This is a genomic window from Bradyrhizobium sp. SZCCT0231 (genome assembly GCF_018130245.1).
Taxonomy (GTDB): domain Bacteria; phylum Pseudomonadota; class Alphaproteobacteria; order Rhizobiales; family Xanthobacteraceae; genus Bradyrhizobium; species Bradyrhizobium japonicum_F.
The window spans coordinates 100,747-113,776 of the sequence record NZ_JAFCKP010000013.1 but is presented as its reverse complement, the minus strand read 5'-3'; the positions used below and the strand labels follow the sequence as shown (position 1 = coordinate 113,776).

At 63.4% G+C, this 13,030-nt stretch carries 12 protein-coding genes; all 12 read right to left on the bottom strand.

What is annotated here, in order from left to right; genetic code table 11:
- Positions 1-3 precede the first annotated feature (3 nt).
- Positions 4-1,050 carry a peptidylprolyl isomerase gene (locus tag JQ566_RS25385; RefSeq protein ID WP_212377235.1) on the bottom strand — a complete coding sequence of 349 codons (1,047 nt, stop codon included), beginning with the start codon at positions 1,048-1,050 and terminating at the stop codon, positions 4-6.
- Complete coding sequence (locus tag JQ566_RS25380; RefSeq protein ID WP_249139792.1) at positions 1,047-1,646, bottom strand: hypothetical protein; 600 nt, start codon at positions 1,644-1,646, stop codon at positions 1,047-1,049. The genes JQ566_RS25385 and JQ566_RS25380 overlap by 4 nt, the downstream gene beginning before the upstream one ends.
- 2 nt (positions 1,647-1,648) lie before the next feature.
- The gene (locus JQ566_RS25375; protein WP_212377232.1) at positions 1,649-3,487 is read right to left on the bottom strand and encodes a putative porin; all 1,839 of its coding nucleotides are present in this window, start codon (positions 3,485-3,487) and stop codon (positions 1,649-1,651) included.
- A 53-nt stretch (positions 3,488-3,540) separates the two neighbouring features.
- Positions 3,541-4,263 carry a TonB C-terminal domain-containing protein gene (locus tag JQ566_RS25370; RefSeq protein ID WP_212377230.1) on the bottom strand — a complete coding sequence of 241 codons (723 nt, stop codon included), beginning with the start codon at positions 4,261-4,263 and terminating at the stop codon, positions 3,541-3,543.
- Entirely contained in the window at positions 4,260-4,787 is a 528-nt protein-coding gene (locus JQ566_RS25365) for a hypothetical protein (protein WP_249139791.1), read from the bottom strand. The genes JQ566_RS25370 and JQ566_RS25365 overlap by 4 nt, the downstream gene beginning before the upstream one ends.
- 20 nt (positions 4,788-4,807) lie before the next feature.
- Complete coding sequence (locus JQ566_RS25360; protein WP_018319914.1) at positions 4,808-5,212, bottom strand: ExbD/TolR family protein; 405 nt, start codon at positions 5,210-5,212, stop codon at positions 4,808-4,810.
- A 5-nt stretch (positions 5,213-5,217) separates the two neighbouring features.
- On the bottom strand, positions 5,218-7,218 hold the full coding sequence (locus JQ566_RS25355; RefSeq protein ID WP_212377226.1) for a DUF2341 domain-containing protein: 2,001 nt from the start codon (positions 7,216-7,218) through the stop codon (positions 5,218-5,220).
- On the bottom strand, positions 7,218-8,888 hold the full coding sequence (locus JQ566_RS25350) for a ShlB/FhaC/HecB family hemolysin secretion/activation protein (RefSeq protein ID WP_212377224.1): 1,671 nt from the start codon (positions 8,886-8,888) through the stop codon (positions 7,218-7,220). The genes JQ566_RS25355 and JQ566_RS25350 overlap by 1 nt, the downstream gene beginning before the upstream one ends.
- A 314-nt stretch (positions 8,889-9,202) precedes the next feature.
- A complete protein-coding gene (locus JQ566_RS25345; RefSeq protein WP_212377221.1) occupies positions 9,203-10,192 on the bottom strand; it encodes a FecR family protein in 990 nt (329 codons plus the stop codon).
- Positions 10,193-10,614: 422 nt separating this feature from the next.
- On the bottom strand, positions 10,615-11,157 hold the full coding sequence (locus tag JQ566_RS25340) for an RNA polymerase sigma factor (protein WP_212377218.1): 543 nt from the start codon (positions 11,155-11,157) through the stop codon (positions 10,615-10,617).
- 180 nt (positions 11,158-11,337) lie between these two features.
- Entirely contained in the window at positions 11,338-12,066 is a 729-nt protein-coding gene (locus JQ566_RS25335; protein ID WP_212377215.1) for a TonB family protein, read from the bottom strand.
- Positions 12,063-12,872 (bottom strand): STN domain-containing protein, encoded by an 810-nt coding sequence (locus tag JQ566_RS25330; protein WP_249139790.1) that lies wholly within the window; start codon positions 12,870-12,872, stop codon positions 12,063-12,065. The genes JQ566_RS25335 and JQ566_RS25330 overlap by 4 nt, the downstream gene beginning before the upstream one ends.
- Positions 12,873-13,030: the final 158 nt, after the last annotated feature.

Sequence of the window (13,030 nt, the reverse complement as noted above, 5' to 3'; positions counted from 1 at the left end):
GGCTCATTTCCGGGAATTGTCGAGTAGGTTCGAAAGTGCAAGCTCGTTGAGAATGGGCGGATTCTGCTTGAGCAATTCTGCAAGATAGGCTCGCCGCAGCACCGCGGCGCGCTCGCTGCGCATCTGCTGCACGAGTTGTTCGCGCACTTCGGGCAAAGTCCGGGTGTAGGATGCCTTGGTGTCGATCAGCTTGATGATGTGCCAGCCATCGTCGAGGCGGACGGGTTCGGAGACGGCATTCTTGGCCAGTCCCTGCACCTGGGCCTTGATCTCCGGCCGGATCTGGTTTTCCGCCACCCAGCCGAGATCGCCGCTGCTCTTCGAATTGCTCTCGGCCTGTGCAATCGCGCCGAAATCGGCACCTGGCGCTCTCAGCTTCGCCTGAATCGACTCGATCGCTTTCCTCGCCTTGTCCTCAGCCGCCTTGTCCCCGTCCTTCGCCGCGACAAAGATCTGCGCGAGATGGAACTGCCGAGGCACCAGCAAGGCGCTGCGGTTGGCATCGTAGACCTTTTGAAGCTCGTCCTCGCTCGGGAAGCTCTCCGGAGGGGTCGAGACCGATTGCAGGTAGATCTCGACCAAGGCGTTCTCGCGCACGCGGTCGAGCTGTGCCGCCACATTTGGCCGCTGATCCCATCTCTTGGCGATGACTTCCTGCAAGACCAGCCGGTTGGCGAGCAGCATACGAACCGCCTGGCTGAGCAGCGCCGGATCTTTCGCGAGCGCCGCCTGTTCGCGCGCCCCCAGCGCGCCGACATAAGCGCGGAGCTCCTCGGCCGAGATGTTGGCCTCGCCAACCCGCGCGATGACATCATCGCCGCCGGCCGTCTTGGTCGACGCAAGCCCCTGTGTTGCCGGCGCCGGGGTCGCCGGCGTCGGCGCTGCCGCGGCGGGCGCCGCCGGCTTCGGCTTGACCGCGGGTTGGGCCGGGCGTTGAGGCGCCGGTGCGGTCTGGGCAAATGCCGTCCCCGCCGACAGGCCCAGGATCGCCACGGCGGCTCCGACAACGAGGTTCGATCGCGGTGATCCGATTGCGCTGAGACGCTTCATGGTGTTGCCTTCTGATCAAGTAGCTTGTCGATACTTTCCTGCACGAAATTCTGCGCGCCGACGCGACCCAGCCCGGTCAGCGGCTCGCTCGCGACTGCGGCATCGCCCAAGGTCAGGCTGCGATATCGATTGAGAATGTCGCGGCCGACATTGACGAGTTGCACGTTCTTGGCCTGACAGCTCTTGGTGCTGGCCTTGAACGTTGCCGCCTCGGTCTCGAACTTGGCACGCTCGGCGTCCTTGGTCCGGGCAACGGTGGCAGCCTCCTCATAGGCGAGCTTCCACTTCTCCAGCGTCTGATTGCGTTCCTCCAGACGCTGATTGAATTCGTCGACCGCCTCGCGATGCTCCTTCCGGAGCTGCTTCGCTTCCGCCTTGGCCGCATCGATCTGGGCCTTCAGGGCCGCCCTCTCGCGGTCAGCATCCGCGATCTTCGCCTGCAGCGCCGTGCGCTGGTCTTCCATCTGCCGCGCCTGTGCGATGGCGCTGCGCAGCGCCTCGCGCAAACGGTCGGTTTCGCTTTCGGCACGAACCTCGCCACAGAACATCGCAGTCGCGGCTATGGCCGCCACCAGACCGGGAATCCGGGGATGCATGATCAGAACCTCGCGTTCAGATCGACTTGCAGGACGTCGACGGCGTAAGGCACGCCCGCGATGTTGTTCGCGCTCAGCCAGCGCACGCTGGCCCACACGTTGTCGCTGAGCCCGACATTGCCGCCGACGAAATAGCCCTTGAGATTGGTGCCGCCGAGGCCGAAGTCGGAATCGACAAAAGCGTCGATGGTGGCGTCGGACTGCAGATATTTGTAGCCCGCATGCACGTTCCAGTCCCAGAGATGCTTGATCTCCCTGTTGCCGACGGTGACGCGGCCGAGCCATCCCTGATTGCCGCCGTTGAAGGCACCGGGCACACCGGTCGCGACGTCGGGCCCGCGGTTGTTGATGGCATATCGATTCATCAGATTGCGATCGAACGCGCTGTTCCAGACATACTCGCCGTCGAGCACGATATGCACCGGGTGGAAATGCCCGAGGTCGAACTGTACGCTGCCGACGACGGGCCGATATTGTCCAACCAGACCGAAATATTGATAGAGCGGCGGGACCGTCACCGCGGGATCGGAGACGATGTTGCGCAGCGTCGTATAGCTGTTGCCCTTCTGCGCGAAGGACGGCCGGGTCAGATCGGTGTCGCACATATCCGATGCCGACTGCACCAGACAGGGGCTGGAGAAGCGTCCCTGGACATTGGAGAAATCGTAATAGGCGGCGGCGACCCGCATCGACGTTTCGGAGCTGAGGCGCGCCGCCACGCCCGCCTGACCGCCGAACAGCCATTTGTCGTGGCTCGCGAACTTCGTGACCCCACCGGTGTTTGCGTCGAAATTGGTACCGATGTTGAAGTCGGTATTGTAGATCGGGAACGCACCGGCTACCGCGAACGGTGTGACGCCCTTGGCGATCTCATACTTTCCTTGCACTGCCAATCCGTCGAAGCCGAGATCCCTGTGCCAGACGAGATCGGTCGGCGACCAGAAGGGATTGTCGAAGCGACCGACGGAAACCACCAGATTGCCGTCCCAGGATTGATGCTTCAGAAAGCCCCGATCGAGCCACAGCGCGTATTTGGAGAAGTTGCCGCCGTTCGCGCCGAGCGACTGATTGGTGGAGACGGGCGAACTGTTCTCTCCCGTTGCGATGCGTATGCCCGCGGTGAACCCGTTGAAGATATCCGCTTCCATGCCCAGGCGGGCGCGAAGCCGGGCCTGATGGCGATCCTGGGTCGCGTTGTAGGTCGGCGCGAAGCTGTTGCTGTTGAGATCGTACGGGGAACCGGTGTTGATCGCGTTGAAATTATACGCGTGAATCTGATCGTTGCCTTCCGGAAAGAAGCTGCCTTGATAGCGCGAGCGCACATCGCCCGAGAAGCGGATCCGCTGCGCCCACTCCGGATATGCGCCGGGCGAAGCCCAGTTTTCCTTTTGCGCCTTGGCCATCACCTCCTTCTTGATCTCCTCGCGCAACTGCCGTTTGACGACCTCGGGGACGTACGTGACGTGCCGGGTGCCGGGCGGCGTGGCTGCCGCGGTCGCTGCATTCGCGGCCCTTGCCGCTTCGTCGGCCTTTGCGGCGGCGTCCTTCGCGGCCTGGCGCGACACATAGGCCTCGTCGTCGGCCTGCTTGATCAGCGCATGAGCCTGCTCCTCCTTGATCACGCCTTGCTTCACCAGCAAGTTGACGAGATTGATCGTCGTGCTCGGCGACAGGGGCTTTGCGTCCGACACGGCCGGGCGCTTCGACTCGGACTTCTTCGCCGGCGTCGGGCTCTGATCCGATGCGGCCTGGCCAAAAGCTGGAACGGCGACGGCAAGCGCGCACAGCGATATGGCGGTCGACGACGTCAAACGGCGTACGTCGCGTTTCTTCTTGAACATAAGTCCCCAGTCCTCTGCTAGTCACTCGACTCAAACGAATTGATTGCGGCGCGTCAGCTTGGCCGGCGCGCCGTGACGCGCGTCACCATCGGCATCGGCATGTCCCTGGGTGGCGGCTCTCGCAACACGAGACTGCCGAGGACATCGTCACGGATAATGGCGTCGAGCTCGGCGTCGCCGGTTGACGAGACGAGCTGAATGCGACTGACGCGGCCGGTGGCGTCGGCCCAGAGCCGGACTTGCACCTGCATCGTCGCATTGCGCGTCTTGCCGTTGGCCCGCAGTGCGGCCTCGATCTGCGACTGCACGATGGAGGTATACCAACCCCATCGACTGCCGCCGCCACCTCCGCCGCCATAGGGGCTGCCGCCGACCTTGCTACCGAGATTGAACAGGTCGCCGGGTCCGACGGCCTTGGCATCGAGAGCGAGTGGTCCCGGCGGCTCTTCGTTCTTGGCGTCCTTGAGCGGCTCGTCCTTCGGCTGCTCGACCGGCTTGTCTTCCTTGAATTCCGGCTCCGCCATCTTCGGCTGCTCGATCATCTTCTGCTCGGGCGGCGGTGGAGGTGGTGGCGGAGGCGGCGGCGGCGGCGTGATGTTGACGACCGTCAATTCCCGCACCTGGCGCGGTGGCGGCACATCGTCATGATCGACGAGAAGGAGTATCGCGACGCCAAGGAAGCCGACGATGGCCAGCGCAGCGCCGTAACGCAGCAATGGTTTCGCTCTTGGCAGGAGTGGCGGCCGCGGGCCGCTCTGCTCTTTCGGCGCATTCATGACACCGCCTCGAGCGCTACCGGCCCAGAATTCCTGCCGGTGACGTACTGCACGACGAAATTCACGACCGTGTCGAAGTCGGTCGTATCCAGGGTGATCCTGGCATCGGCAGCCGCCTCGATGACGACGTGATAGGTGGAGCGATCGGCAAGGAAGTCGACATAGGCAATGCGATCGATCGACAGGCGCGAACCGGGGCAGCGCGACATTGTCAGCAGCAAAGGATCGCGTTCAGGGGCGCCGCTCGCGACTTGCTTGCGCAAGAGGTCCGCAAGCTTGACCAGCAAGGCTTCGCCACGGATCGGGAAGTGAAGCACCAAGCCGGTATCCGGCGCGCTTCGTTCGACGCCGGCTTGCCCGGCAGTTCTCGCTCCAGTCGTCGATGCTGGAGGCGCGAGCGAACCTCCCTCGTTCACGACGATAGACGGCACGTCGATGGCGGTCCGGTCCGGACAGGACAATATCCCACGAAGCCATGACCACAGGGCCCTGGCGCCCCTTCGCGGATCGGCGCGCATATCCATGGAGGTGCCCATTCGTTCCGTCACTTCACAAGCGGCTTGGTCGCGAGCCCGACCTGCGTCAGGCCGACACGGCCGAGCAGGTCGAGCACGTCCATCACGCTCTGGTACTGGGCTTGGGCGTCGCCGCGCAGCACCACCGGGAATTCCGGCGTCAGCGCCTTCTGCTGCACCAGGCGCTGCTCGAGCTCCGGCAGCGTCACCGGGATCGTATCGAGGAAGATCTTGCCGTCATTGGCGACCGTGATCGCCTTGGTGGTCTGGGTGGCAAGGCTCGGCGCAGCAGATGCTTTCGGCAGATTGACCTTCTGGCCCTGCACCGTCGCGGTCGTCATGATGATGAAGATCACCAGCAGCACGTAGGCGAGATCCAGCATCGGAGTGATGTTGATGTCGTCATACGGCTTGGAGTCGTTCTGGACCTGCATCGTCGTCACTCCGCGGCGATGCTGCGTTCGATCTGGTCGGCGGTATAGAACTCCGCCATCTTCGTCACGAACTCGTCGACGAAGACCTGAATGTCGGTGGTCAGGTCCTTGATGCGGGAGATCAGGTAGTTGTAGCCAAACAGCGCCGGGATCGCGACGCCGAGGCCGGCAACCGTCGCAACCAGCGCGGCGGCGATGCCCGGGGCAATCGCGTTGACGTTGACGTCTCCACTGGCCGCGATGGCGGCGAAGGTGATCATGACGCCCACCACGGTGCCGAGCAGGCCGAGGAACGGTCCGCCCGAGATCGCGATCGTCAGCACCACCATCAGGCGGTTGAGCCGCTGCGTCTCCTTGACGGAGCCGCCGTCCAGCGCGGCGCGGATGGCAGCAATCGACGCGGCCGAGAGCACCGGGACCCGCTCGCCCTTTCCGGCGAAGCGATGGCGGATTTCCGACGCCCCGATATGATAGATGCGATAGAGCGACGACGCCTGCATCATCCTGGCATCGGATTCATCGATCCGGCCGCCCAGTGTCCAGACCTCGTCGACATCGCCGCGGTCAAGCATGGTAAGATCGGCCGCGAGCTCGCGGAAGCTCTTCATGAAGCGAGCATTGGCCTTGGCTTGCCTGTTCAGGTACGAAGCCCTGTCGTACATCACGACCCAGCTGACGACCGCCAGGATCAACAGGATGCCGATCACGATCCAGCCGTCGAGCGTCACCGATTTCAGGATCACCGCGAAGTAACCCGACAGCCAGCTCGCGGTCTCCTCGTCGACGCTGAAGGTCACGAGCTTAGCCTGGTTCGGCCCCTGCCCGATGGCGGCGAATTTGATGAAGCCCGGCGATCGCGCAATCTTTGCGATCTGGAGCTCGTCGATGTCACCGATGAAACCGGCCATCGCCGCGGCGGCAGCAGGTGCGGCCTCCGACGCCAGGGCTGACGCGTCCGAAGCCGCCCCATCGTCCGCGGCGGACGATGGCTGCGCCGCCGCGGGAGCGGCCATGGGCGATGCAGGTGCCGCATCACCTCCTACCACGGCGTTCGTGCTGAGCGCCGGCAGCGTCGCGGCGAGCGACGCATAGGGCACTCCGTCGAGATAGAGCACGACCTGGCCGCCATTCGCGACGACGGCGACATGATGCCAGCCATTCGGTGCCAGCGGCGCGGCGGCACCACTGCGTTGCGCAGATCCCGCGTACGTCACCTCGACGAACGGCACGCCATTGTCCAGCCCGATGACAAGACCGTTGGCGCCGTCGCGACGACTGTACAACGCCGCGTTCGGCTGCATCGCTCCCGGCTTGATCCAGGCCGACCAGGTGAACGCTGCGTTGTCGCTCAACGCGAGCGACGGTGCAGCCGGCAGGGTGAGCGCACCACGGCCGTCAAGGCGCAAGCCGGTGCCGATCAGCGAGCCGTCCGCAGGCTGGCCGACGCTTTGTGCGTTGTTGGCCCAGACCGACGCGTCCAGCGCCGGCGTGCCCCGCTCGTTGAAATGATAGACCAGCAGCGTATCCGGATCGTAAGTCCCCTTCGGATCGCCGGTCGCGACCGCTTTCTTGTTGCCGGAATAGAGCCAGATGTCGGTCTTGGCGCCGGGCTGAAGGTTGGGCACGGCTACCCAGAGCAGCGCCTCACCGAGCAGCGAATCGTATTTCTCGATGTGGTGTTTCAGCGGCGTCTTGTCGTCGCCGGCCACGAACCGCAGATCGCTGCCGTCATCCTTGGCCGAGGCGAACCGGAAGTTTCCGACATGCAGCCGGACCAGCACAGGCGCAGTCCCGATCGGATCGGTGATGCCGGCGCCCGATGCGCTGGCGTCGATCGTGATCTTCTTGCGAAGCTGCCACTCGTCGTTCCACCACGCCTTGGCCGGCGACGGACACAACATCGACGCCGCGACCAAGGCCGGCACCAGTCCTGTCAGAGCCCGCCCGGCCGCTCGCCGAAGCGCCGATCGGCACGCGCCAGCCATATGATCCCATCCTGCAGTCATCAGAATTCACCCCAGATTCGGAAATTGATGCGCGGGCTCCTCGCGCTCGTATAGGCCTGACTGACCATCGGCACCGAATAAACCAGCGTACCGTTCAGGTAGTCGAACATCTTGAAGCGGCTGCCGACGCCGTAGCTCCACAGATTGAATTGCGATTGCTGTTCGGGAAGCGCATTCAGCATGGTCGCCATGCCGGCGTCCGCGAACGCAAACGCCCGCCATTCGTTGAAGATCGTGAAGCGCGCCTTTCCCTGCCCGGTCTCGTCCTTCATCTGCGCTTGCAGCATCTCTCCCACATTGGGGCTGCGCAGCTCGAGATTGCCGACGACGCCGTTGTCGCCGAGCGTCTCGGACTCGAGATAGCCGCGCACTGTGTCGAGGCCGCCGACGCTGAACTGCTCGCTCGAGACCAGCGGCCCGTCGGCGAGCTGTCCCTGCACCCTGCCGTAAAGCTGGAAGCCTTCCGGCAATTCCTGGGTATGCGACACATCGACGTTGTAATGGGTGAAACTCGGGGAGGCCCCGTAGCGCTTGTTGTCGAACGGGACGACGCCATCTCCCAGCGGCCGCAGATTGTAGGTGACGGCGGCATTGAACTGGGTCGTGAACGTCTCGTTCTGGAATGTCGCGCCATAGCTTGCGACAAACGGGTAATAGGTGACTGGAGACGAGAAGCCGGCACCGCCGAGCTTCACGGTCTGATCGAAATGCTTGTAGACGACGTCGGCCGAAAGCGTATGGAACAGGTTCTCCCGCGTCGGCAACGTCATCACCGCGCGGCTGCCGATGATCTCTCCAGGTCCGATCACGTTCGTGCCGCCGACAGTCGCGACGTCGCTGCTCGATTTCACGCCGTAGAACTGGACGCTCAGCCAATCGACGTTCTGCACCCGCGCTGAATAAGAGCCGGAAAACACCTCCGCATCGCCGGGACGCTCCGGCGCGACCTGATAGCTGAAATTCACGGAGTGGCCGAACTGCCAGAGATTGTCGTAGCGCACCGTGCTGCTGACGCGCAGCGCGGTCGTGTTGGGGGACTTCCGGTTATTCACCTCGACATTGGCATGTATCGGGACCTTGTCCTCGACGTTAAGATCGACGTCGACGGTGCCCGGCGTCACGCCGGCACGCAGCGCAGGAGTTATGCGCCGATCGGACCACTGGTTGAGCGCAACGATATCCTTGGTGACTTCGTTGAAGTTCGGGACCGTCCCTTCCTTGAGAGATCCCGCCCCTTCGGTGATCTTGTCCAGCCGGAAATAGCGCGCGTTCTTGACCCGCAGACGGCCAACCTTCAACTCCGTCACCTTGAGGGTGATCATCCTCAACTGCGCATTCTGCTGCGGAACGGAAACGCTGACGGTCTGAAAACCCCTGTCGTGATACGCCTTCTCGAGGGCCGCCCGCGCCTTTTCGACGTCGTCGGCGCTCTTGTTCGGTCCGAGATATGGATAGACCGCTTCTTCGATGTCGACCTGCGGAAGCGTCTCGGCGCCCTGGATTGCGAAATCGTCGATATCGAAACGCTGCACGACGGCCGCCGGCTTTGGCGCGGAGGCAGCAGCTTCCGTTCCGGCGGAAGCGGACGGGCTGTTCGCCTTCGGCGCGCCGGCTACGGAGACCTTGGCCGCATGGGCCGGAAGCGCGGCAACGAGGCCGCCGGCCAACATGCCCGCCGTCAGACAAAACAGCGCCGTGCCCGCCGACGCACGCCGGCGGTGCTCGCAATCAATTCCACTCTTCACAGATGCCCCGCCCGACTCCCGAACCAGCAGAACGAGGCCACGGCCGGACACCGTAATCACGTCCCTCGCTCTAAAGACGACTGGGCCACGTCAAACCCGCAAAATTTTCCGCAAGTTCGGGAGACGCTAGCGATTATTTTGCGAACAGCGTCCAGTACGACGCGTCAGTGCCGATTCATGCCTAGCAACAAGAGCGGCGCGACGAACGCGCGCGCATGTTCGAATCCACCGGAGAGCGTTCAGCCGAGCAGCACAACTCCGCCCGGCAGCGACCGCGCTTGGGCCCCGAACAGCTGCTGAACCTGGGGCACGAAGTCTCCCAGCTTGTTGATCTGAAACGTGCCGTTGACCATGCGGCGTTTCAGATCCGTATTGGTGATGATGATCTTTCCGGATCGATAGCGATTGACCTCTTCCACGACATCGGCAAGCGGCCGGTCGCGGAAAATCAGGAGTCCCGCCTGCCAAGCCGTCACCTGCCCTGGATCGACCTGCACGGAGGCCTCGATGCCAGCCGGTGAATAGGAAACCTGCTGTGCCCTGCCGAGTCGCACCGTTCTGTCGCCTTGCGCGACGTCCACGCTTCCGCTCAAGCAGGTCACCGAGACGACGCCATCGAGGCAACGCGCATTGAAATCCGCTTGCACCGCGGAGATCTGGCCATTGGCCGCCAGCAGCACAAAGGGGATGGCAGCGGACGTCGCCACCACGGAGGCCTCGCCCGAAATCAGTTCAATCCGGGTTTCGTTCGAGGCCGAACGCAGCGCAATGCTCGTCTGCGTGTTCAGCTCCAGGGATACGTTCGGCGCGACGGCGATCTTGCGTAACTCGCCCTTTCCGGTCCGGTAGTCGGCGGAAAGCTCTTCGAGCGACGGCCAGAGGCCCAGCGGCGGACGAACGATTGCGTAACCCACGGCGGCCGCTGCCGCGGCGCCAGCGCCGCCCAGAAAGGCGCGGCGTCCAATCGGACGGGACGCCGGTCTTCGCGACAACCGTGCAATGTCGCCTGTCGCCGGCCCATCTGCCAACTCCTGCGCCGCGACACCCGCATGACGAAAGATCCGGGCTGCGCCCCTGAAGGCGGCTTCGTGCGCGTCGCTTTGCTGTCGCCACGCTTGCAGCGCCTCGACGTCCGCCCTGGTCGGCTCACCCGTCTTGAGGCGAACGACGAAGTCCAGGGCTTCGCGCAGAAGCGCATCCTGCTCAGGTGTTTCGTTGGTCGCGGTCAAGATCCATGGTCCATCTATCGCACTCGCCTGACCTGCACCCACACCGGGCCACAGGCGGCCAGAGGCCAGATATTATCGATTCCCCTCGATTTCGAACAGCGTCCCCCGGGCCGGGACATCGGCCGCAACGCTCCGGCAATCAACAGCAAGACACATCCGCGGTCAGCGAAACGAATGGCTGCGGCAGCCGGATTGGCCCACCTTGCAATCGCCGCCACTGCCATCACCTGTGTCATTCCCCCGGAATCCTCTGTGCAGCTTGCGGCGCGTGAGGCCTGCTGAATTGTGCATCTACTCGATAGACGAATGGCGCCCGGCTATCCCGAAGAAAAACCGCGCACGGGGCAGCCTATCGATCAAACTTCCTGCCTGCGCCAGGCGAAACAAGGCATCCGATGCGCCGATTTGCAATATCGACGCGCTCAGGATCGCGGACGCGGGCCGCCGAGACGGCGTCGCAATGTATGTTCGAGGCTGTCGGCACAATGGCCAAGCGCCAGCTTCAGGTCGCTCTCGACGGTGCGGATGCTGACCTTGAGCCGAGCGGCGACCTCATGCGCCGGCTGCCCCTCGATCGAAATGCTCCGGAGAACCTCGCGGGGCCGTGGCGGCAACTCGGCCAGCGCACGTTTGAAAGCCTCGATCTCCGAACGCGCCTCGACCACCCTGGCAGGATCGGGTTCGTCATCGCATATGTCGAGGAGCGCGTCTATCTCCGACGAACTGACCCGATAATTCTGCGCTTTCTGGCGATCCTTCGCGATGTTGATGGCGGTACGAAAGATGTAGTCGGCAGGACTGCGGACGGGCTCGGCATCGGTTACCCTGTCGAGGCGCAGGAATGTCTCGTGCAAGGCTTCGTGGGCGAAATCGGCCGATCCCAGGCGACGCGTTAGCTTCCGGATCAAGCCGTCATAGTTCTCGACCAACTGCCCCCGCAGCCGTATTCGATTGCTATCAGCCACGTTTCACGTGCCCAACATACTCTGGCATTTCCGAAGCAAACATTGCCTACGCAACTAAAGTTCGGAAGGGTCGTACCGTTGCCGGGCTACACATTTATGACACAAGGCACGAGACGGGAGCGACGACATCCCGTCGCCATTGCATGGAGGCCCTGCTCAATCGGCCGATCGCATGGCGGATCAAAACTCGAGCTCCAGATGAATATTGAGCCGATCCGGCAATTCGGGCGGAATTGGCGGCAGCGGCTGGGCTCTCCGAATCGTCTCGATCGCCTCCTTGTCGAGCAGCAAATGACCCGAGCTTGTCCGGACCCAGATGCCGAGCAGTGTGCCATCCCTGGCCATCGCGAACTGCGTGTCGACGACCTTTCCTTCGAGATGCACTGCGCGCGCCGCGTTGGGATAACGCTGGTACCGCGAAACGTGCCGAAGCAACGCCTGTTGAAATTTGACGGCCGCGCTGCTTGCGGGTCCGCTCACGGCCGAGGGCGTCGACATGACATCCGAGGGCGGCACGTCTCCGGGCGTGAAGGTTCTCGCCTTCGGGACCGGAACGGGATCGTCGGATGGTATCGGATCCGGATTCTTCAGTGACGTATCGGCGAGGCTGGCGACATTCGTCGTGTCCGGTCGAGAAACCGGGGCGACTGCTATCGGGACGGCATTCGGCCGCGGAAGCAGCTGAACCTGCACGACCGCGGCCGACTGTTGCCCGGGAGAGCCGGCCGGCACCTGCATCCTGATCCAGTAAACTCCGCCGACGAAAAGTACGGCCGCCAAAGCCGGAATACCGAGCAGGCGATAGAACTCTCCCGACGACGAGGCGGCATCGAGCTCATCGTCCTGGTAGGATCCAAGCACCGCCGCTCGTCCCTTCTCGTTCCCGCGGCGGATATCGCTGTCACTCATTGCAGGGACTTCACCACGATGACGACGCGGACCGGCTGCGGCGTATTTGCCGGCGCCGGCTTGCTGATCGTCAGGCCCCGAAGCGCCGCCGAAACCGCAACATCCCGTTCATGATCGCCGGTCGAGCGGAACAGCTCGGTGTGCTCGATCGTGCGTGCGGGGTCGATCCAGATATCCAGCACCGCGCGATAATTGCCATCGCGCGTCTTTGCGTTCTTTCGAAGCGCATTCTGAATGTCCATCTGCACTCCCTGGCTGTAATCCTGCAACCGGGCGGCCTCGTCGGCATCACCGTTCCGACGCACGCGCAATCTTCCCAGGGACAGATCCGACGCTGCGAGCGGCGCCGCCGGAGGTGCATAGCGGACGCCCTCCGCGCTGGGAAGAGCGAGCGTGATAGCGTCTGGACGAATGTAGCGCACCCTCAGCTCCGTGCCCGTGAGCAGCAGGCTCAGTGCTTCATCGGCGGCATACGTTCCTTCGACCGCGACCGACATACGGCCGACGGCGGAGTTGCTTTCATAGAGCACTTGAATGCCGGTGGCCTGCCCATAGGCCTGCAAGGCACCAGCCAGAGACTGCGCAGGAATGTGGAATGCGATCGGCCTGCCCGCACTCGGCACCCGGTCTTCTTCCGCAGCATTGGCGCCGACATTCGTGATCAGCAATGCGGCCAATGCTGCCAGCAACCGGAACGCCGTTCGAACAACGTCCCGAGGGCGGTCGGCATCCAACGCCGTGGCGCCATGCAATGTAACTGCTCTCATCGTGCTGCTCTCGTCGACCAGAACTCGCACGACTGCCATCTGGATCGTTGAAGCTTGGGCGAAAGCCTCCTCTATATCGTTTGCATGACAGTCATCTAACCGGCGCACCTTGTGTCGTGCATCGACGCCCCGGCTCCGGCCGGATCACCGCTCCGGCCGGCCAACCGCGGTGACAACACCGGGCCGCCACAAGCCTT